Consider the following 19,578-nt stretch of genomic DNA (forward strand, 5'->3'; position numbering starts at 1 on the left):
TACCCACAAGGATGTGACATGGCCTCTTCTGAGCCTGTTGTTAGCCGCACAGAGACCGATTCGATCGGAAGTCTCGAGATTCCCGGGGACGCGTATTACGGCGTCCACACCCTGCGCGCCGAGCAGAACTTCCCCATCACCAAGCGCCCCATCTCGGTGTACCCGGACCTCGTCCGCGGACTCGCGATGGTCAAGCAGGCGAGCGCCCGCGCGAACAAGGAGATCGGGGTGCTCGACGCCGACAAGGCGGATCTGATCGACGCCGCCGCGCAGCGGGTCATCGAGGGCGAGTTCCACGACCAGTTCATCGTCGGAGTGATCCAGGGCGGGGCGGGGACCTCCACCAACATGAACGCCAACGAGGTCATCACGAACATCGCGCTCGAGATGGCCGGGCGTGGGAAGGGCGACTACGCGTTCCTCTCGCCGATCGACCACACCAACCGCAGCCAGTCCACGAACGATGTCTACCCGACCGCGGTCAAGATCGGCCTCTCGCTGAACCTCGTCTCGCTGCTCGACGAGCTCGACCTGCTGCGCAAGTCGTTCCTCGGCAAGGCGAACGAGTTCCACGACGTGCTCAAGGTCGGCCGCACCCAGCTGCAGGACGCCGTGCCGATGACCCTTGGACAGGAATTCCACGGCTTCGCGACGACCCTCGGTGAGGACCACAGCCGTCTCACCGAGAACGCGTCGCTGCTCACCGAGATCAACATGGGCGCCACCGCCATCGGCACGGGCATCACGACCCACCCCGACTACGCGCCCACGGTTCTGAAGCACTTGCGCGAGATCAGCGGGCTCGACCTGAGCACCGCCACCGACCTGGTCGAGGCGACCAGCGACACCGGCGCGTTCATGTCGTTCTCGTCGTCGCTCAAGCGCAACGCCATCAAGCTCTCGAAGATCTGCAACGACCTGCGCCTGCTCTCATCGGGCCCGCAGGCCGGTATCGGCGAGATCAACCTGCCCGCGATGCAGGCCGGCTCCAGCATCATGCCGGGCAAGGTCAACCCGGTCATCCCCGAGGCGGTCAACCAGGTCGCCTTCGCGGTCGCCGGGGCCGACGTCACCGTGACGATGGCCGTCGAGGGCGGTCAGCTGCAGCTGAACGCCTTCGAGCCGGTCATCGCGCACTCGATCTTCCAGTCGATCACCTGGATGCGCCAGGCGATGTGGACGCTGCGGGTGAACTGCGTCGATGGGATCACCGCCAACCGCGAGCGTCTCGGTGCCATGGTGGGCGCTTCGGTCGGCGTCGTCACGGCGCTGACGCCGTTCATCGGCTACGCGGCGTCGGCGGCGCTGGCGAAGACGGCGCTGCTCACCAACCGCAACGTGGCCGACCTGGTCGTCGAAGCAGGGCTCATGTCGCGCGACGAGGTCATGAAGCAGATCTCCCCGGCGCGCCTGTCAGGCCTTGAGACCGTGACCGCCGCGATCCCGGTGATCGCCGCCGAGGATCTGCCGCAGGCCTGAGTCTCCGAGCACACGACGAGAGGCGGATGCCCTGGGGCATCCGCCTCTCGTCGCGTCCGGCGCGCGCCGCTCAGCCGAGCGTGCGGCAGTGCGTGGTGAGCTCGCCGATGCCTTCGACCCCGACCGTCACCGTCGAGCCGTCGCGCAGGAAGATCTGCGGGTCGCGGGAGTAGCCGGCGCCGCCCGGGCTGCCCGTGGAGATCAGGGTTCCCGGCAGCAGAGTGGCCGAGGAGGAGAGGTGCGCGATCAGCGTGGCGACGCTGCGCACCATCTGCCCCGTGCTGGCGTCCTGCACGGTCTGGCCGTCGACGACGGCCCAGATGTGCAGGTCCTGCGGGTCGGGGATCTCGTCGGCGGTCACGACGACCGGTCCTGTCGGCGTGAAGCCGTCGAACGACTTGCAGCGCGACCACTGCGCCTCGGCGAACTGGATGTCGCGAGCGGTGATGTCGTTGACCACGGTGTAGCCCCACACCGTGTCGAGCGCGTCGTCTGCGGAGACGTCCTTCGCGGCGCGCCCGATGATCACGCCGAGCTCCGCCTCGTAGTCGACCGACTCGCTGAGCGAGCGCGGCCACTCGGTCGTGGCGTCGTGCGCGCCGAGGGAGTTCGGCCAGAGCGTGAACACCGTCGGCGCGGTGTCGGTCTTCAGCCCCAGCTCGCTGGAGTGCGCCGCGTAGTTCAAACCCACCGCCAGGATGATCGGCGGCGAGACGACGGCTGGTCCGAAGCGCAGATCGGCGATCGGATGCCGGGGCGCAGCGCCCTCGGCGTATGCGGCACGCAGCCGCTCGAGCAGCTCGTCACCGCCCTCGATGAGCTGCTGCAGGGTCGAGGGGGCGGGGGAGAGGAGGTCGCTGACGAGGACCGCGTGCTCGCCGTCGATGACGGCGAGCTGCAGGGCCTCGGAGTCGCGAGCGCTCAGGTGGGCGAAACGCATGTCTCTACGCTACCGGGCGCGATGCCGCCCGCGGCAGAGGCGGCCTCTAGGCTTTCCACATGAGCTTTGGAGGACAGCCCCCGGCGCCGCAGCGCTTCCCGACCGCTCTCGCCGGGCGCTCCGGATACGCCCCGCCCGCGCCCGCGGCGCCCTCGCCAGCGGCGGCGATGCCTGCGCTCCCGATGCCCGCACGACGCGGACGCAGTGCATCCGTGTGGGCGTTCGGCGCCCTCGGCTTCGCGATGCTCGCGCTGATCGCCTACTTCGCGCTCTTCCTCGGGGTGGGCGCGTCGGTGGTCGGACTGGTGCTCGCCCTGGTGCCGCTCGCGATCGTGCTCACCGGCGTGCGGATGATCGACCGCTGGGAGCCTGAGCCGAAGAGCCTCGTGATCTTCGCGCTCGCCTGGGGAGCGGTGGCCGCCGTGGGCATCACCCTTCTCGTCGACCTGGCGTTCGCGCTGGCTGTCGGTCAGCGCGACGAGTTCTTCGCCGCGGTCATCCAGGCGCCCGTGATCGAGGAGCTCGCCAAGGGAGCCGGTGTTCTGCTGGTGTTCGTCATCGGACGCAGGGCCTTCGACGGGCCGGTCGACGGTGTCGTGTACGGCGCTCTGATCGGGGCCGGCTTCGCCTTCACCGAGAACATCCAGTACTTCGGCACCAGCCTGATCTCGGGCGGTGCCGGCGAGCTGACTCTGACCTTCATCCTGCGGGGACTGGTCTCTCCGTTCGCGCACGCGATGTTCACCGCCCTGACCGGCTTCGCCATCGGCTTGGCCGCTCGTCGGGGAGCGAGCACCGCCGCAGCGGTCGGATCGGGGGCCCTCGGACTTCTCGGTGCGGTGGGCCTGCACGCCTACTGGAACGGATCGTCGCTGCTCGGCGACTTCCTCGCGCTGTACCTCACCACGCAGGTGCCGCTGTTCATCGGCTTCATCATCGCGATCCTCGCTCTGCGCCGCGAAGAGGCCAGGCTCACCCGCGTGCGCCTCGGCGAGTACGCGGCCGCCGGATGGTTCACCCCGCAGGAGGTGGAGATGCTGGCCACGCCCGCCGGTCGTCGCACAGGGCTGCAGTGGGCAGCAGGACTGCGCGGCGACCGCCGCGAGGTGATGCGCGAGTTCATCCGGGATGCCGCGGCGCTGGCTGCGGTGCGCCAGCGCGCGATCACCGGACGCGACCCGCTGGCGGCGGCCGACGAGCATGCGCTGCTGATGCGGAGTCGGGATGCCAGGGCCCGCCTGCTCGCGTACTGACGGCTCCGGAGCGGAGCCCGGGACAGACTCAGCGCCCGGTGCTGCGGCGATGCCTGCAAGTCTCCCGGGCGCTGAGTTGATCTACACACAGGGTGCCTCGCGCACTGGTCGAAGTCAAGACCTGCTCGCGAATCGTGAGATCAGAGGCTCTCCACGATCACGTCGAGGGCGACGCCTGCGCAGGAGACCCTCGGCAGGTCGGCGAGGCGGCTTCCGCGCACCGAATCGCCCGTCGCGCATCGCGGATCGGTGGAGACGACCACGCGTCCCACGCCGTTGGTGAGGGTGACCTGGTGGCCGAGTGCGGCGAAACGAGGCGTCAGCTCGCGCTCGACCTCGGAGACGAGGAGATCGAGCCCGGCGACGCCGAGAAGACGCCCGTCGGCGACAGCGGGAACGGCGATCGTAATGGTGTACTCGTCGCTGCAGAGGTAGTCCACGTACGGGCCCGCGACGTGCGGCTGGCGCGTGCTCATCGGCACGCGGTACCACTCGAGTTCGCTGTAGTCGATGTACTCCTTGTTCACGGTCTGCGAGGCGAGCACGAGCTTGCGGCCGTCCTCGCCCTGCCACCAGGCCAGATGGCTGTGCGCATCGCTGAGCAGATCGATCGCGGCGATGAAGCCCGCGCCGTACACGGGCACGGCGTCGAGCGCGAGGGTGCGTGCCGCGTATGGCTCGACGACGGCATCGAGACGGGGGCGTGTCAGCGCGCCCTCATCGAGAAGATGAGCGAGCTCCCGTGCGCAGGAGCCGACCCAGCTGTCGAGCATTCGTATGGGAGCGCCGAAGTAGTCCTCGACGATCCGGGCGGCTTCTACGGGGGCGGTGGTGGTCGGGGTGCTCATCGCGTCCTCCAGTGCACGTCGATGGAACTTCTTGAGGGGGAGAGAACGGTTCGAGGGAGAACGAACTGTTCGAGGGGGAGGGGATGGGTCATGGGATGCCGGGTGGCGAGCTCTGCAGGTGGATCAGCGCATCGATGACGTCGGCGACGAGCTGCTCGGTCCGTGCGCCGGCCGCATCCGGATCGCTCTGCTCGACAGCGGCGATGATGCTCGCGAGAGAGGCGGACTGCGCCCGAAGGCCCGCATCGTCGGGAGCGGCCAGTCGGAGATAGGGCGAGAATTCGGCCTGCAGCTTCATCTGCTCGCGGGTCAGCCGAGCCGACTGGCTCAGAGAGACCAGTTCGACCAGCACGTCGTCGAGCACGCGACGCTGCTGATCGACATCCAGGTCCTCGAGCCGATCCAGACGCCGCAGAACACGCTTCGCCTCGGTGGGGTCGGCGCGGCGGGCCGCGAGACGCACGGCCGCGGCCGTGATGGCGCTGTAATGCGCCCCCATGTCTCGCAGGGACAGGCGGGAGGTGCGCAGCAGAGCCGCGTGCGCGAAGGCGAGCGGGTCGGCGTCGTCGACCACGAAGCTGCCGCCGTTGCGCCCGCGTCGAGTCACGATCAGCCCCTGCCCGCGAAGGATGAGCAGAGCCTCGCGCACGGTGACGGGGGCCACGCCGAAGCTGCGGGCGAGCTCGGATTCCGACGGTAGGCGTTCTCCGGCCCGCAGGTGTCCGCGGTGGATCGCGTCGACCAGGCGCCGCTCGACGAGCTCGGCCCTGCCCTCGTCGCCGATCGGCTGGAAGAGCGCGCCCTGCAGGCGATGCGGAGGACGGCTGCGCTGATCCGGCTCGGTGCGAGCACCGGGGGATGAGGTCAGCGAATCCATTCCTGGATTCTTCCACGAGAGGCCGTGGAGATGAAGTCTTGAAATATGATCTACGGTTTTATATGTTTAATCCACCTTCCGAGTCGATGAGGATCGAGGAGCACGAGATGACGACTGCTGCGCCGGCCACTGATGCCGCGAGCGACACCTCCGCGAAAGGCAGCGTGTCGCTGACCGGCCTGACCAAGTCCTTCGGCGAGTTCACCGCCGTGCGCGACCTCGACCTGCACGTCGCGCCGGGGGAGTTCCTCTCGATGCTCGGTCCATCGGGTTCGGGCAAGACCACGGTGCTGAGGATCATCGCCGGCTTCGAGGAGGCGACCTCGGGCACGGTGCGTCTCTCGGGGGTCGATGTGACCCGGACCCCGCCGCATGCACGCGATGTCAACACCGTCTTCCAGGACTATGCGCTGTTCCCGCACATGACGATCGCCGAGAACGTCGGCTACGGCTTGCGGGTGAAGGGTGCGAGCAAGAGCGAGCGAATCGAGCAGGTCGCCGAGTCGCTGCGCCGGGTGCGCCTCGATCACGTGGCCGAGCGGCTGCCCCACCAGCTCTCCGGAGGCCAGCGGCAGCGGATCGCGCTCGCCCGTGCGCTCATCCTGCGGCCGCAGGTGCTGCTGCTCGACGAGCCGCTCGGCGCCCTCGACAAGCAGCTGCGCGAGCAGATGCAGATCGAGCTCAAGCAGATTCAGCGCGAGGTCGGCATCACTTTCATCTTCGTCACGCACGACCAGGAGGAGGCTCTGACGCTGAGCGACCGCGTCGCCGTGTTCAACAACGGCCGCATCGAACAGGTCGGCAGCGCGCGCGACGTCTACGAGGAGCCGCAGACGGAGTTCGTCGCGCGCTTCCTCGGGCTGTCCAACCTGATCGGAGCCGAACTCGCCGATGAGCTGACCCGCGACCGACGCACGATGAGCATCCGTCCCGAGCGTGTGCGCCTGCACGCGGCATCCGATGCCCTCTCCGACGGCGACGTCGGTCTCGTCGGCACGATCTCCGAGGTCGTATACACCGGACCCGCCACCCGCTACCTCATCACCTCGGATGCCGGCGTCGACATCATCGCCGAGCGCCCGAACGCGCACCACCACGCCTCCGGAGCCGGCGAACCCGGCCGAGGCGACCGGGTGCGCGCCACCTGGAATCCGGCGCACGCCGCCCGGCTTCCCTGAGCCCCTCCCCAGCAGTACCGACACACACTCGCGCACCGCGATCACGAAGGAGAGATCCATGCGAAAGAAGATCCTGGCCATCTCGGCCCTCACCGCAGCCGCAGCCCTCGCGCTGTCCGGCTGCTCGGCAGCCGCCGAGCCCTCGGGCGGGGGCGACGGCGGCCTCTCGATCGACGTCCCCGACATCCCCATGATGGACAAGCTCGGAGACAACGAGAAGGAGGTGAACATCATCGCCTGGTCGGGGTTCGTGGAGCCCGCCTGGTCGGACGCGTTCACCGAGGAGACCGGCTGCACGGTCAACCGCCGCGTCGCGGGAACCAGCGACGAGATGGTTCAGCTCATGCGCACCGGCGACTACGACCTGGTCTCGGCATCGGGTGATGCGAGCCTCCGCCTCATCGCCGGCGGCGACGTGCAGCCGCTGAACCTCGATCTCATCCCCAACTTCGGCGACGACATCGTCGAGGGCATGAAGGGCCAGATCTACGACACGATCAACGGCAAGTCGTACGGCATCCCGATCGGCCGCGGCGCGAACATCCTGCAGTACAACAGCGAGGTCGTCACAGAGGAGCCGGCCAGCTGGGATGTCGCATGGGAGAAGGACAGCCCCTACGCGGGCAAGGTCATCGCCTACGACGCCCCGATCTACATCGCCGACGCGGCCGTGTACCTCATGGCGCACGAGCCCGATCTCGGCATCGAGAACCCCTACGCCCTCGACGAGAAGCAGCTCAAGGCCGCCGTCGACCTGCTCAAGCAGCAGAACGAGATCGTCTCGGAGTACTGGGCCGACCCCGCGGCGCAGATCACCTCGTTCGCCGGCGGCACCACCGTGCTCGGCACCTCATGGGAGGTGCTGCGCAAGCTCACCGAGGACGAGAAGTTCAAGAGCGTGCTGCCAGAGGAGGGCTCGACCGGCTGGTCGGATGCCTGGATGCTCGCCGCGAAGTCGAAGAACCCCAACTGCGCGTATGCCTGGATGGACTACGCCTCGTCGCCCGAGGTCAACGGAGCCATCGCGATGAACTTCGGCATGGCTCCCGCCAACGCCGCCTTCTGCGACACCAGCGAAGAGGCGAAGGCGCACTGCGAGTACTACAACGCCACGAACGAGGAGTACTTCAAGAAGGTGTGGTTCTGGACCACCCCGATCGAGCAGTGCATCGATGGTCGCACCGACGTCAAGTGCACCAACTTCCAGCAGTGGACCGACGCCTGGACGAGCGTCAAGGGCTGATCCGGCCCGCCCGAACCCCGGGGCGGGGGAGCTGCGTCCTCCGCCCCGGAACCACCCTCTCGACCCCGACAGGAACGACATGACGCGCCGCGTACGCCTCGCCGGCCTGCTGGCCCTGCCTATGGCCTGGCTCATCGGCATCTACATCTTCTCGCTCGTCATGCTGCTGGTGACGGCGTTCTGGGTGACCGATCCCTTCACCTCGAAGGTCAAGCCCGGCTTCACCTTCGGCAACTTCGAGCAGCTGGTAGCCAACCCCGCGTACGCCTCCACGGCGTTGCGCACGCTGGGGATCGCCCTCGGGGTCACCGTGCTCTCGATCGTCATCTCCGTGCCGCTCGGCATCTTCATGGCGAAGGTCGCCTCGCCGTGGCTGCGTGGGGTGCTGGCCGTCTCGATCACGCTGCCGCTCTGGGCCGGCTATCTGGTGAAGGTCATCGCGATGCGCATCACCTTCACCGAGCAGGGCTTCTTCAACTGGATGCTCGCGCCGTTCGGCATCCGCGGCCCCGGCTTCACCGTCTTCACGGTCGTCCTCACGCTCACCTACCTCTGGCTGCCGTACATGGCCGTTCCGGTCTACACCGCCATCCGCCAGCTGCCGGCGAATCTCTTCGACGCCTCGGCGGATCTCGGCGCGGGTTCATGGCGCACGATTCGCACCGTGGTGCTCCCGCTCATCAAGCCGGCCATCATCGCGGGCTCGGTGTTCACCTTCTCGCTGAGCCTTGGTGACTACCTGGTGGCGAAGTTCGTCGGTGGCGACACTCAGATGATCGGAAGCGTCATCGCCTCGAACATCAACCTGAACCCCCCTCTGGCAGCCGCGTTCTCGGTCGTGCCGATCGCCTTCGTCGTCATCTACCTGGTGAGCGTGCAGCGCACCGGCGCCCTGGAAAGGATGTGAGCCGGCCATGCTGAGACTGTCACGCACCTCGAAGATCGTGCTCGGTGTCATCGTCGCGGTGATCCTCGCCTTCATGTACATCCCGCTCATGCTCGTGGTGCTGAACTCGTTCAACTCCGCGCGCATCGCCAGCTGGCCGGTCAGCGGATTCAGCCTGGAATGGTGGGGCAAGGCGTTCACGAGCCAGCCCGTGCGCGACGCGGTGCTGAACTCGGTGCTGGTCGCCACCGGCGCCACGGTCATCGCGCTCGTGCTCGGCACGCTGGTCGCCTTCGCCCTGCAGCGCTACCGGTTCTTCGGCCAGCGCGGCGTGAACCTCCTGGTGGTGCTGCCCATCGCCCTGCCCGGCATCGTCACCGGTGTGGCGCTGAACAACACCTACAACCAGATGCTCGAGCCGATCGGCATCCAGGTGGGCTTCTGGGGGATGATCATCGCGCACGGCACGTTCTGCATCGTGATGGTCTTCAACAACGTGCTGGCGCGCCTGCGTCGCATGAATCCCGGACTCGAGGAGGCGTCGCAGGATCTCGGAGCGACGCCGTGGCAGACATTCCGGATGGTGACCTTCCCGCAGTTCCGCAGCGCGCTGGTCGCCGGTGCCATCCTCGCCTTCGCCCTGAGCTTCGACGAGGTGTACGTGACGATCTTCACCGCCCCGCCCGGCGTCGACACCCTGCCGTTGTGGATCATGAATCAGATGGCGCGACCGAACGAGGCGAACGTCGTGAACGTCGTCGCCACGGTCGTGATCCTGGCATCCTTCATCCCGGTCTGGGTCTCGCAGCGCCTCTCCCGCGACGTCGTCGATCGCGACTGACGGCCGGATCGGTGACGGCGCATTACGCGTACAGCGGACGTCTCGCATTGACCACGGCCCGCGCGGCGGGTTGGATGGAGCCATGACTGAACGCACGAAGCCCGAGTTCGACGCCCCCGACGGACCTGCCCCCGCAGAGCTCGTCATCCGCGACATCATCGAGGGCGACGGCGCCGAAGCCAAGCCCGGCGACACCGTCACCGTGCACTACGCGGGTGTCGAGTACGACTCCGGCGAGGAGTTCGACTCGTCGTGGGGCCGCGGTGAGACCATCCAGTTCCCGCTGCGCGGCCTGATCCAGGGCTGGCAGGACGGCATCCCCGGCATGAAGGTCGGCGGTCGCCGTGAGCTGGTCATCCCGCCGTACCTCGCCTACGGGCCCGCCGGCGCCGGGCACTTCCTCTCCGGCAAGAGCCTCATCTTCATCATCGACCTGGTGGCTGTCGGCTGAGCCGATCCGCTCCACGAGAACCCCTGTCCGCCTCGGCCGACGGGGGTTCTCGCATTCTTCGCGCGATCGACGGGAATACATGCATGTGAATGTAAGTTATCCTCGGTACGGCGCGAAAGCGCACCGATGAACTGCAAGGAGAGCACACACATGTCGATCGAGATCCCCGGCTACCGTCCCGGCACCTGGGTCCTGGACCCCAGCCACAGCGAGGTCACGTTCAGCGTGCGCCACATGATGATCTCGAAGGTGCGCGGCTCCTTCGGCATCAAGAACGCGACCCTGATCGCACCCGAGAACCCCCTCGAGGCGAAGGTCGAGGCGAGCGTCGACGTCACCTCCATCGACACCAAGGACGAGGGCCGCGACACCCACCTCCGCTCTGCCGACTTCTTCGACACCGAGAACTTCCCGACCATGGAGTTCGTCTCCACCGGCGCGCGTGTCGAGGGCGGCGACTTCTTCGTCGACGGCGACCTGACCATCCGCGGCATCACCAAGCCGGTCAGCTTCGAGTTCGACTTCGGCGGCTTCGGCTCCGACCCGTGGGGCAACTACAAGGCCGGCGCCTCGGCGACGACCGTCATCAACCGCGAGGACTTCGGGCTCACCTGGAATGCCGCTCTCGAGACCGGCGGCGTGCTCGTCGGCAAGGAGGTCACGATCAACCTCGACCTGCAGGGAGCGCTGCAGGCCTGATCGTCGCAGTCCCGGACCCGGGGGCTGAGCCGCTCCGCGCGGCTCAGGCCTCCGGGTTCAGTGCGTCATAGGCGCGGAAGCGCGGAGTGAGACGCGCGATCATCGCGGCGAGGCCGATCACCAGCATCCCGCCCAGCAGCGGCGGCAGCCACAGCGCGGTCACCGTCGCGAGCGTACCGGCGTACAGCGCTCCCAGACGCGGACCGCCGGCGACGACGATGATGAACACGCCCTGCAGGCGCCCACGCATCGCGTCGGGCACCGCCGCCTGCATCATCGTGTTGCGGTAGATCGAGCTGATGTTGTCGGCGGCGCCAGACAGGGCGAGTGCAAGACAGGCGAACACGATGAGAGCGACATCGGGATGCTGCTCGGATGCCGGCGGCCGGAACACGCCGATCAGAAGGATCGAGCCGAACAGCGCGATCGCCGCACCGTAGGCCTGCACCGCACGGGCGATTCCCGCCCCGTGCCAGCGGTACTGCACGACCCGCCCCGAGAACAGGCTCGAGACGAAGGTGCCCACCGCCACCGATGCGGTCAGCAGCCCTGTGGTCACCGCCCCGCCGCCCAGCAGCACGGTGCCGAGGGCGGGGTAGAGCGCGAGCGGGTTGCCGAAGGTCATCGCCACGATGTCGAGAAGGTACTGAGCGCGGATGTTCCCGGCGCGACGCAGGAAGCGCCATCCGTCGACGAGCGATGCGAGACCGGGCCGCACGATGGTGCCCTCCGGTCGCAGAGCGGGCAGCGTCCACAGCCCGAGGAACATGCACAACATGAGGACGACGTCGATCGTGTATGTCCATCCGAACCCCGTGAGCGCGACGAGCATTCCGGCGACGGCGGGCCCGACCATGACGGTGAGGCCGAACGCGACGCCGTTCAGCGCAGAGGCCGCGGCGAGCTGGTCTCGCGGGATGAGCCGGGGCACGATCGCCGTGCGCGTGGCCATGCCGACCGAGTTCGCGGCGGCGATGACCATGCTCAGGCCGTACAGCCACCAGATCGTCTCGGCGCCCGTCCAGGTGAGCAGGGTGAGCGCCGCCGTCGCCGCGAAGGCGACGGTCGCGGCGATCAGCGCGACCCGGCGCCGGTCGAACGCGTCGGCCAGCATCCCGCCGTAGAGTCCGGCGAGGATCATGGGCACGAGGCCGGCGACGGCGATCATCGACACCGCGAACGTGCTCGCCGTCAGATCGAACACATGCAGCATCACGGTGACGATGGTGAGCTGGCCGCCGACGCCCGCCAGCGCGGATCCGATCCACATGCGGGCGAACGCCGGACTGGTCCTCAGCGGGGTGAGGTCGATCAGATGGGCACGCGAGAACTGCACTGGTCGAGGCTATCGGTGTGCGTCGGCGCGCCTCGGATGCTGGTAGGCTGTTGAGGTTGCCGTTTGATCGGCCGCGGATAAAGAGAGCCCATGCATTCGGCGTCGGGCACCGCGCAACAAGCAGAGAGGGGATCGAATCTATGGCACTGGAAGCAGACGTCAAGAAGGCGATCATCGAAGAGTACGCGACGCACCCCGGTGACACCGGATCCCCCGAGGTGCAGGTCGCAATGCTGACGCAGCGCATCAAGGACCTCACCGAGCACCTGAAGGAGCACAAGCACGACCACCACTCGCGTCGTGGTCTGTTCCTGCTCGTCGGTCAGCGCCGTCGCCTGCTGGGTTACCTGCAGGACGTCGACATCAACCGTTACCGCTCGCTCATCGAGCGTCTCGGTCTGCGCCGGTAATCGACCAGCGTTCAATCGCGCAGAACATTCTTGGAGAGCCGCCCACGGTGTGGGCGGCTCTCGTCATATGTCGGCGTGGTCACGCCCCGATGAGATCGGGGTGGTGGATGGCCGCGACGTCGGGATGCGCTCGCAGGCGCGACTTCAGCGCGTTCTCGCCGTAGAGGCTGTGAATGGGATTCGCCGGGTCTTCGGTGACGCCGCGGGCGTGGACCGCGAGATCGGCCGGGAGCTCGATCAGCGGCAGCTTCGTGTCGAGAGCCGGATTGAAGAAGAACGGGATCGACAGCCGGTCGTGCGGCGCTCGCGGGGAGATGACCCGGTGGTTGGTCGCCTTGAGATACCCGTTCGTCGCGTACTCGAGCAGCTCGCCGATGTTCACCACGAACGCGCCGTCGACGGGCGGGGCGTCCACCCACTCGCCGTCGCGCTCGACCTGCAGGCCGCCGCGCCCGGGCTCCACCCAGAGCAGCGTGAGCACGCCGCTGTCCTTGTGGGCGCCGACGCCCTGCTGTGGCTCGGGGTCGGTCGTGCCCGGGTATCGGACGATCTTGATGAGCGTCGACGGCTCACCGAAGTGGTCGTCGAAGTACGACTCCTCGGCGCCCAGGGCGAGTGCCCACGCGCGCAGCAGCTTCCGTGCTATGCCCGACAGAGCGGCGTGCCACTCGGCGACGACGGCGCGCAGCTCCGGCTGCGCCTGGGGCCAGAGATTCGGCCCGATGAGGCGGTTGAACGCCGGACCGCCCTCGACGGCGTCCCGTTCCGGACCGATGTCGATCTGCTCGCGCCAGTCGACAGCGCCCTTCGTCCGCTCCCCGCCGATGCGCGTGTACCCCCGGAAGTGCGGGCTCTTCACGTTCTCGATGGCGAGCTTGTCGTCGTCGTCGAGCGCGAAGAAGTCCCTCGCGGCGCGGTGCAGCCGCTGCTCGAGATCGGTCGGGATGCCCGTTCCGGTGAGGTAGAAGAATCCCACGTCCCGCGTCGCGGCGCGCAGGCCCGCGCGGAACCGGTCGGCCGCGTCTGCGCCGGCGTCGAGCTGAGACAGGTCGAGGATGGGGAGGGTGAGATCGGTCATGCGTCGACGGTAGGCCCCCGCCCGCCGGCTCGCACGAATGTTGCCTTCTCTTACCGGTGGACGCACGGGGATGCCGAGAACCGAATGCTAAAGTTGCTTAGGTAAGGCACCCCTTATCAATCCGTCGGCAGAATCGAATCCCGTGTTCGCAGCGCTCCTCATCGGCCTCCGTGAAGGCCTCGAAGCCGCCCTCGTCGTAGGCATCCTGGTCGCCTACATCCGCCGACTCGGCCGCGCAGACGTGCTGGGCCGCATGTGGATCGGCATCGGTCTCGCCATCGCCCTCGCGCTCGGCATCGGCGCCGTCCTCACCTTCGGCGCGTACGCTCTCACCACCGAGGCGCAGGAGATCATCGGCGGCTCGCTCTCGCTGGTCGCGGTGGGCATGGTCACCTGGATGATCTTCTGGATGCAGAAGGCCGGGCGCACGATGAAGTCGAGCCTGCACGGCGGCGTGGACCGGGCTCTCGCGCACGGAACTCTGTGGGCGCTGATCGCCGTCGGCTTCGTCTCGGTGGCCCGAGAGGGCATCGAGACCACGCTTCTGCTGTGGTCGATGGTGCAGTCCTTCGGCAACGCGCCGCAGTCGCTGCTCGGTGCGCTGCTCGGCCTGCTCATCGCCGTCATCGTCGGATGGCTGCTCGCACGCGGCGCCGTGCAGCTCGACCTCAGGCGATTCTTCGCATGGACGGGCGGATTCCTCGTCGTCGTCGCGGCGGGTGTGCTCGCCTACGCCGTGATGGATCTGCAGGAAGCCGGCGTGCTCGGCGGTCCGTTCACCGCGGCCGCTCCCACGGATGCGCTGACCGGGGCCGTGATCACCGGACTCGCCGGCTTCCCCTTCGGATGGGCGTTCGACGCCACCGCCGTGATCGCCCCCGGCGGCGCCTGGGCGACGATCCTGCAGGCGACGGTCGGCTTCATGCCGCGCATGACCTGGCTGCAGGTGATCGCATGGGCGCTGTACATGGCGATCGTCGGCACGCTCTTCGTTCGCGGGCTGGCCCGCTCGCGCGCCCCTCGATCCGCGTCCGCCCCCGCATCGGCGGCGGTGACGCGTGAAGACCTCGTGACCACCTCTTCTGGAGCAGCATGACCTACGCATCCCGAACGCTGAGCGCCCTCGCGCTCGGCGCCATCGCCGCGACCGCCCTCAGCGGCTGCGTCGCCAAGCAGTCCACCGACCCCGCCGCATCCTTCACGGTGTCCTCGACCGACAGCGCCTGCGACGTCTCGACGGGCACGGCCACGAGCGGCACGCTGACGTTCGAGGTGACCAACGCCGGCGATGAGGTCACCGAGTTCTACCTCCTGGCGGAAGACGGCCTCCGCATCGTCGGCGAGGTCGAGAACATCGCTCCGGCCGCGTCACGCACCCTCACGGTCGTCGCGCAGCCCGGTGACTACTACACCGTGTGCAAGCCCGGGATGATCGGCGACGGCGTCGGCAAGGCCGCGTTCACGGTCACGGGCGACAAGGTCGCCGTCGACGGGCCGGACGCCGAGCAGAAGCAGCGGGCGGTCGACCTCTACGCCGCCTTCGTGAAAGATCAGGTCGGAGCGCTCGTATCCGACGTGGCCGAGCTGGTGAGCGCCTACACCGCGGGCGAGGACGAGAGGGCGCGTGAGCTCTTCCCGCTGGCGCGCGCCTCGTACGAGCGCATCGAGCCCGTCGCCGAGGCGTTGGGCGACCTCGACCCTCGCATCGACTACCGCGAGGTCGACGCCGTCGCCGAGGGCCTGGAGTGGACCGGGTTCCACCGGATCGAGAAGGATCTCTGGCAGCCCGCATCGGATGCCCTCAACTCCGACGGCGAGACTCCGGCCTGGCAGGACTGGGCGCCGTCGACGCCCGACGAGCGTGGCGAGTACGGCGATCTGCTGATCGCCGACGTGCAGGAGCTCTTCGACTACGTGCACTCGGAGGAGTTCACGACCGTCTTGGCCGATCAGGGCATCGCGGGGATCTCGAACGGCGCCGTCGCGCTGCTCGACGAGGTCGCGACGGGCAAGATCACCGGCGAAGAGGACTGGTGGTCGCACACCGACCTCTACGACTTCGCCGCCAACGTCGAGGGCTCGAAGATGGCCTTCTCGCTGGTGCAGGAGCTGGCCGCGTCGAAGGGCGCGGACGGCCAAGCGCTCGTCGACGAGATAGCGACCGGCTACGCAGACCTCGAGAGCGCCCTCGCTCAGCACGGATCCCTGCAGGACGGCTTCGTCCCGTTCACGGACCTCACCGACGGTGACAGACGAGAGCTCATCGACCTCATCAACGCCCTCGCCGAGCCGCTGTCGCAGCTGACCGCCACCACTCTGTCCTGAGGGAGAAGTGATGCCGCACGACGACGAGCAGCCCCGCGCCGGCCTGAGCCGGCGGGGCCTGCTGGGACTCGCCGCCGGGGGCGGGGCGGCGCTCGCGCTGGCCGGCGGCGGAATCGGCTACGCGCTCGGCACCCCGCGCAGGGATGCGGATGACGAGGACCGGCATGCGTTCTTCGGCGAGCATCAGGCGGGCATCACCACCGAGGTGCAGGAGCATCTGCACTTCGCCGCCTTCGACATGATGCCCCGCAGCGACCGGCGCGACCTGATCGAGCTGCTGCAGGACTGGAGCTACGCGGCGTCGCGTCTCACGCAGGGTCTCGATGTGAGCGCGTCGGGCGCCACCGGAGGCGGGCCAGAATCCCCACCCGACGACACGGGGGAGGCCCTGGGGCTGCACGCCGCGAACCTCACGATCACCTTCGGCTTCGGACCGACCCTGTTCGCGAACGAGGACGGCGATCGGTACGGCATCGGCGACCGACGTCCGGCGAAGCTCGAACGACTGCCGGCGTTCCTCGGCGACGACCTGGATCCGGCTCAGTCCGACGGCGACCTGTGCATCCAGGTCTGCGCGGACGATCCCCAGGTCGCCGTGCACGCGATCCGCAACCTCAGCCGGATCGCCTTCGGGCGCGCCAAGCTGCGCTGGTCGCAGCTCGGCTTCGGAAAGACCTCCCGTACGAGTGCGGAGCAGCAGACGCCTCGAAACCTCTTCGGCTTCAAGGACGGCACCGCGAACATCCTCGCCGACGACCGGGACGCGCTCGACGCGCACGTCTGGGCCGGCGATGACGATCCGGACTGGATGGCGGGCGGCTCCTATCTCGTGGCACGCAAGATCGCGATGCTCATCGAGACCTGGGACCGCGTGCGTCTCGGCGAGCAGGAGAGGATATTCGGGCGCGACAAGGCGGAGGGGGCACCGCTCACCGGCGGCACCGAGATGACGCCGCCGAAACTGGCCGGCCTCGACGTGCACAGCCATGTGCGACTCGCGCACCCGGACTCGAACGACGGTGTGCGGATCCTGCGCCGCGGCTTCAACTACGTCGGCGGGAACAACGCGCTCGGACGCCTCGACGCCGGGCTGTTCTTCCTCTCGTACCAGCGGGATCCCGCCCAGTTCATCGCACTGCAGAAGCGACTGTCGACCGACCTGCTCGTCGAGTACATCCGTCACGTCGGATCGGGCGTCTGGGCCGTGCCGCCGGGGGCGACGTCCGGATCGTACGTGGGCGCGGCGCTGTTCGCCTGACCCGGGCTCAGCGGCTGCGCCGCGAGCCGGTGGGATCGCTGCGGTGATCGCTTCCCGACGTCAGCTCCCCGTCGCGGAACATCCAACGCGGTCGCGGCTCGATCAGCGGTCGGAACAGCGCGCGCACCGGCTTCGAGGAGAGGGCGAACGCGATCGCGATCGACAGCAGGATGATCAGCGGCAGCCAGATCCACGTGGGATCGAGGCCGCGCAGCACACCGGACTCCCGGAACGGGTAGAGCACGAAGGAGTGCAGCAGGTAGACGTACATCGTGTACTGGCCGAGCTTCGTCCAGCTGTGCGTGCGGCGCGGGAGCAGGGCGAAGAAGCATGCGCTGAGCAGCACCGCGAGCAGGATCAGCCCGAGGCGGATGGCACCCGCCCACCACTGCTCGCCGGCGAGGTCGGCGTAGGAGTCGTCGTAGAACAGCCAGTGGCGCAGGTCGATGGCCTGCCACACGTCGAGCCAGGCCCAGCATGCGAATCCCCAGGCAGCCAGCACGGTCGCCGCGACCGCTCGCACCCACCAGGGCCGGTATTCGATCAGGCGCAGTCGGCGCACGACGTCGCGCTCCCTGAGCCACCAGCCGAGGGTGAAGAAGAACATCAGACCGAGCGTGCGCGAAAGCGAGAACGTGCTGTCGACGTTCGTCACATAGCCGACACCCACGGAGACCACCAGTGCCCAGGCGAGGGGCCACCGCAGCAGGGCGAGGTAGGGGAGCACCAGACGGAAGATGCCCAGGGCGAGCAGGAACCACAGCGTCCAGGACGGCTGGGTGAGGTTCGGGTCTGCGCGGCCCTCCACCAGCCACTTCGTCAGGGTCCACAGACCCTCGAAGATCACGTAGGGCACGAGGATGTCGGTGATCACCCGGGCCATCTGCCGTCTCGTCGGGCTGCCGGCCTTCGAGAAGTAGCCTGAGATGATGGCGAACGCGGGCATGTGGAACGCGTAGACCCACAGGTAGAAGGCGTAGGAGACATCCGAGTCGTAGATCAGCCGCTGTGTGCCGTGTCCGATGACGACGAGCACGATGCACGCGAATCGCGCGTTGTCCCAGAACGGCACGCGGCGGCGAGGCCGGGCGACGGCTCCCGTGGAGGCGGTCACGGGTGGATGCTGCTCGGCACTGCTCATGGGTCGAGGCTAGCGTCTGCGCAGATGCGGGAATACTGTAGCGGCTCCGGCGTTTCACCAAGTACATTCAAGTGAATAGAACGGATGCCCTCGGGTATCCGGAGCGGAGAGAGAACAGTGAACGAGCAGAGCGCGATGCAGTTCGGCATCATGTCCGTCAGCGACATCACGCAGGACCCGACCACCGGCGTCACCCCGAGTGAGGCCGAGCGCATCAAGGCGACCGCGACGATCGCCAAGCACGCCGAAGAGGTCGGCCTCGACGTCTTCGCCATCGGCGAGCACCACAACCCGCCGTTCTGGTCGTCGAGCCCGACGACGTTCCTCGCGCACGTCGCAGCTCAGACCGAGCGGCTGATCGTGTCGACCTCGACGACCCTGATCACCACCAACGACCCGGTGCGCATCGCGGAGGAGTACGCGATGCTGCAGCACCTCTCCGACGGACGCATGGACCTCATGCTCGGCCGCGGCAACACCGGCCCCGTCTACCCCTGGTTCGGCAAGGACATCCGGCAGGGGCTGCCGCTGGCCATCGAGAACTACGCCCTTCTGCGCAAGCTGTGGGACGAGGACGTCGTGGACTGGGAGGGCAAGTTCCGCACTCCGCTGCAGGGCTTCACCGCGACCCCGCGCCCGCTCGACGGCGTGGCGCCGTTCGTGTGGCACGGGTCGATCCGCACCCCCGAGATCGCCGAGCAGGCCGCTTACTACGGTGACGGCTTCTTCGCCAACAACATCTTCTGGCCCAAGGAGCACTACCAGCGACTCATCGAGCTGTACCGGCAGCGCTACGCCCACTACGGCCACGGCACGCCCGAGCAGGCCATCGTGGGCATCGGCGGCCAGGTCTTCATGGCGGCCAACTCGCAGGACGCGGTGACGCGGTTCCGCCCCTACTTCGACAACGCTCCCGTCTACGGTCACGGCCCCAGCATGGAGGACTTCACCGAGATGACCCCGCTGACCGTGGGCTCGCCGCAGCAGGTCATCGACCGATATGCGTCGATGCGGGACACGTTCGGCGACTTCCAGCGCCAGCTGTTCCTGATCGATCACGCCGGACTGCCGCTGAAGACCGTCCTCGAGCAGCTGGACATCCTCGGCGGCGAGGTCGTGCCTGTGCTGCGCCGCGAACTGGCGAAGAACCGACCCGAGACGGTTCCGGATGCACCGACGCACGCCGCGCGTGTGCGCGCCGTGTACGGTGACCGGCCCGGCCGCCAGGCGCGCCCCGCGGCCAACCGCGGCGACAACCTCACCGCCGGATCGCCGTACCAGGATGCGCCGGTCGCCGCCGGGGCCGCTTTCGGTCTGGCCCGGAAGGGAGCCTGA

The 19,578-nt window shown here is 68.1% G+C and carries 19 protein-coding genes; 13 read left to right on the forward strand and 6 right to left on the reverse strand.

The features are described from left to right. Window positions 1-18 precede the first annotated feature (18 nt). Entirely contained in the window at window positions 19-1,479 is a 1,461-nt protein-coding gene (locus tag V2S04_RS09260; RefSeq protein ID WP_413638241.1) for an aspartate ammonia-lyase, read from the forward strand. Window positions 1,480-1,549: 70 nt separating this feature from the next. Here the strand turns inward: V2S04_RS09260 and V2S04_RS09265 are convergent, their stop codons facing one another. After that, complete coding sequence (locus tag V2S04_RS09265; RefSeq protein ID WP_413638242.1) at window positions 1,550-2,419, reverse strand: fumarylacetoacetate hydrolase family protein; 870 nt, start codon at window positions 2,417-2,419, stop codon at window positions 1,550-1,552. 59 nt (window positions 2,420-2,478) lie between these two features. Between V2S04_RS09265 and V2S04_RS09270 the strand changes: the two genes are divergently transcribed. Then, window positions 2,479-3,672, forward strand: coding sequence for a PrsW family intramembrane metalloprotease (locus tag V2S04_RS09270; RefSeq protein ID WP_413638243.1), 1,194 nt, complete (start codon window positions 2,479-2,481; stop codon window positions 3,670-3,672). A 140-nt stretch (window positions 3,673-3,812) separates the two neighbouring features. Here the strand turns inward: V2S04_RS09270 and V2S04_RS09275 are convergent, their stop codons facing one another. Together V2S04_RS09275 and V2S04_RS09280 are read right to left on the reverse strand one after the other, a co-directional pair. Next, entirely contained in the window at window positions 3,813-4,520 is a 708-nt protein-coding gene (locus V2S04_RS09275) for a cache domain-containing protein (RefSeq protein ID WP_413638244.1), read from the reverse strand. Between the two features lie 88 nt (window positions 4,521-4,608). Continuing rightward, the gene (locus tag V2S04_RS09280; protein ID WP_413638245.1) at window positions 4,609-5,397 is read right to left on the reverse strand and encodes a FadR/GntR family transcriptional regulator; all 789 of its coding nucleotides are present in this window, start codon (window positions 5,395-5,397) and stop codon (window positions 4,609-4,611) included. 107 nt (window positions 5,398-5,504) lie between these two features. Between V2S04_RS09280 and V2S04_RS09285 the strand changes: the two genes are divergently transcribed. The 6 genes from V2S04_RS09285 (at window position 5,505) to V2S04_RS09310 (ending at window position 10,695) form a co-directional block, all read left to right on the forward strand. Next, window positions 5,505-6,575: an ABC transporter ATP-binding protein gene (locus V2S04_RS09285; RefSeq protein WP_413638246.1), complete on the forward strand. Its 1,071-nt coding sequence runs from the start codon at window positions 5,505-5,507 to the stop codon at window positions 6,573-6,575. Between the two features lie 58 nt (window positions 6,576-6,633). Further along, the gene (locus tag V2S04_RS09290; RefSeq protein WP_413638247.1) at window positions 6,634-7,818 is read left to right on the forward strand and encodes an extracellular solute-binding protein; all 1,185 of its coding nucleotides are present in this window, start codon (window positions 6,634-6,636) and stop codon (window positions 7,816-7,818) included. A gap of 79 nt (window positions 7,819-7,897) precedes the next feature. Further along, window positions 7,898-8,725, forward strand: coding sequence for an ABC transporter permease (locus V2S04_RS09295; RefSeq protein ID WP_413638248.1), 828 nt, complete (start codon window positions 7,898-7,900; stop codon window positions 8,723-8,725). Between the two features lie 7 nt (window positions 8,726-8,732). Continuing rightward, window positions 8,733-9,545, forward strand: a complete 813-nt coding sequence (locus V2S04_RS09300) for an ABC transporter permease (protein ID WP_413638249.1) — start codon at window positions 8,733-8,735, stop codon at window positions 9,543-9,545. Between the two features lie 82 nt (window positions 9,546-9,627). Beyond that, window positions 9,628-9,996, forward strand: a complete 369-nt coding sequence (locus V2S04_RS09305) for an FKBP-type peptidyl-prolyl cis-trans isomerase (protein WP_413638250.1) — start codon at window positions 9,628-9,630, stop codon at window positions 9,994-9,996. Between the two features lie 150 nt (window positions 9,997-10,146). Next, entirely contained in the window at window positions 10,147-10,695 is a 549-nt protein-coding gene (locus tag V2S04_RS09310; protein WP_340086995.1) for a YceI family protein, read from the forward strand. 43 nt (window positions 10,696-10,738) lie between these two features. Here V2S04_RS09310 and V2S04_RS09315 read toward each other — a convergent pair whose 3' ends face one another. After that, on the reverse strand, window positions 10,739-12,031 hold the full coding sequence (locus V2S04_RS09315) for an MFS transporter (RefSeq protein WP_413638251.1): 1,293 nt from the start codon (window positions 12,029-12,031) through the stop codon (window positions 10,739-10,741). Window positions 12,032-12,171: 140 nt separating this feature from the next. Here V2S04_RS09315 and rpsO point away from each other — a divergent pair, with 140 nt between their 5' ends. Further along, entirely contained in the window at window positions 12,172-12,441 is a 270-nt protein-coding gene (rpsO, locus tag V2S04_RS09320; protein WP_018187174.1) for a 30S ribosomal protein S15, read from the forward strand. Window positions 12,442-12,520: 79 nt separating this feature from the next. Here rpsO and V2S04_RS09325 read toward each other — a convergent pair whose 3' ends face one another. After that, window positions 12,521-13,519, reverse strand: a complete 999-nt coding sequence (locus tag V2S04_RS09325) for an isopenicillin N synthase family dioxygenase (protein ID WP_413638252.1) — start codon at window positions 13,517-13,519, stop codon at window positions 12,521-12,523. Between the two features lie 142 nt (window positions 13,520-13,661). Between V2S04_RS09325 and efeU the strand changes: the two genes are divergently transcribed. From efeU to efeB, 3 genes are read left to right on the forward strand one after another with little or no spacing between them, the layout of a single operon-like run. After that, window positions 13,662-14,615, forward strand: coding sequence for an iron uptake transporter permease EfeU (gene efeU / locus V2S04_RS09330; RefSeq protein WP_413638253.1), 954 nt, complete (start codon window positions 13,662-13,664; stop codon window positions 14,613-14,615). Then, window positions 14,612-15,844, forward strand: a complete 1,233-nt coding sequence (gene efeO / locus V2S04_RS09335; RefSeq protein WP_413638254.1) for an iron uptake system protein EfeO — start codon at window positions 14,612-14,614, stop codon at window positions 15,842-15,844. Before efeU ends, efeO begins: the two co-directional genes overlap by 4 nt. 10 nt (window positions 15,845-15,854) lie before the next feature. Then, window positions 15,855-17,102, forward strand: a complete 1,248-nt coding sequence (gene efeB, locus V2S04_RS09340; protein ID WP_413638255.1) for an iron uptake transporter deferrochelatase/peroxidase subunit — start codon at window positions 15,855-15,857, stop codon at window positions 17,100-17,102. A gap of 7 nt (window positions 17,103-17,109) precedes the next feature. On the opposite strand, the gene V2S04_RS09345 is transcribed toward efeB, so the two are convergent. Beyond that, window positions 17,110-18,243 (reverse strand): acyltransferase family protein, encoded by a 1,134-nt coding sequence (locus tag V2S04_RS09345; RefSeq protein ID WP_413638256.1) that lies wholly within the window; start codon window positions 18,241-18,243, stop codon window positions 17,110-17,112. A 135-nt stretch (window positions 18,244-18,378) separates the two neighbouring features. On the opposite strand from V2S04_RS09345, the gene V2S04_RS09350 reads away from it, so the two are divergent. Continuing rightward, window positions 18,379-19,578: a CE1758 family FMN-dependent luciferase-like monooxygenase gene (locus V2S04_RS09350; protein WP_181417694.1), complete on the forward strand. Its 1,200-nt coding sequence runs from the start codon at window positions 18,379-18,381 to the stop codon at window positions 19,576-19,578.

Origin of the sequence: Microbacterium sp. OR21 (genome assembly GCF_047306785.1) — a bacterium.
Taxonomy (GTDB): Bacteria; Actinomycetota; Actinomycetes; order Actinomycetales; family Microbacteriaceae; genus Microbacterium; species Microbacterium esteraromaticum_E.

Bases quoted from the DNA above. Each gene is read 5' to 3' on its own strand.
- V2S04_RS09260 (WP_413638241.1), top strand. From the start codon at position 19: ATGGCCTCTTCTGAGCCTGTTGTTAGCCGCACAGAGACCGATTCGATC.
- V2S04_RS09265 (WP_413638242.1), bottom strand. From the start codon at position 2,419: ATGCGTTTCGCCCACCTGAGCGCTCGCGACTCCGAGGCCCTGCAGCTC.
- V2S04_RS09270 (WP_413638243.1), top strand. From the start codon at position 2,479: ATGAGCTTTGGAGGACAGCCCCCGGCGCCGCAGCGCTTCCCGACCGCT.
- V2S04_RS09275 (WP_413638244.1), bottom strand. From the start codon at position 4,520: ATGAGCACCCCGACCACCACCGCCCCCGTAGAAGCCGCCCGGATCGTC.
- V2S04_RS09280 (WP_413638245.1), bottom strand. From the start codon at position 5,397: ATGGATTCGCTGACCTCATCCCCCGGTGCTCGCACCGAGCCGGATCAG.
- V2S04_RS09285 (WP_413638246.1), top strand. From the start codon at position 5,505: ATGACGACTGCTGCGCCGGCCACTGATGCCGCGAGCGACACCTCCGCG.
- V2S04_RS09290 (WP_413638247.1), top strand. From the start codon at position 6,634: ATGCGAAAGAAGATCCTGGCCATCTCGGCCCTCACCGCAGCCGCAGCC.
- V2S04_RS09295 (WP_413638248.1), top strand. From the start codon at position 7,898: ATGACGCGCCGCGTACGCCTCGCCGGCCTGCTGGCCCTGCCTATGGCC.
- V2S04_RS09300 (WP_413638249.1), top strand. From the start codon at position 8,733: ATGCTGAGACTGTCACGCACCTCGAAGATCGTGCTCGGTGTCATCGTC.
- V2S04_RS09305 (WP_413638250.1), top strand. From the start codon at position 9,628: ATGACTGAACGCACGAAGCCCGAGTTCGACGCCCCCGACGGACCTGCC.
- V2S04_RS09310 (WP_340086995.1), top strand. From the start codon at position 10,147: ATGTCGATCGAGATCCCCGGCTACCGTCCCGGCACCTGGGTCCTGGAC.
- rpsO (WP_018187174.1), top strand. From the start codon at position 12,172: ATGGCACTGGAAGCAGACGTCAAGAAGGCGATCATCGAAGAGTACGCG.
- V2S04_RS09325 (WP_413638252.1), bottom strand. From the start codon at position 13,519: ATGACCGATCTCACCCTCCCCATCCTCGACCTGTCTCAGCTCGACGCC.
- efeO (WP_413638254.1), top strand. From the start codon at position 14,612: ATGACCTACGCATCCCGAACGCTGAGCGCCCTCGCGCTCGGCGCCATC.
- efeB (WP_413638255.1), top strand. From the start codon at position 15,855: ATGCCGCACGACGACGAGCAGCCCCGCGCCGGCCTGAGCCGGCGGGGC.
- V2S04_RS09345 (WP_413638256.1), bottom strand. From the start codon at position 18,243: ATGAGCAGTGCCGAGCAGCATCCACCCGTGACCGCCTCCACGGGAGCC.
- V2S04_RS09350 (WP_181417694.1), top strand. From the start codon at position 18,379: ATGCAGTTCGGCATCATGTCCGTCAGCGACATCACGCAGGACCCGACC.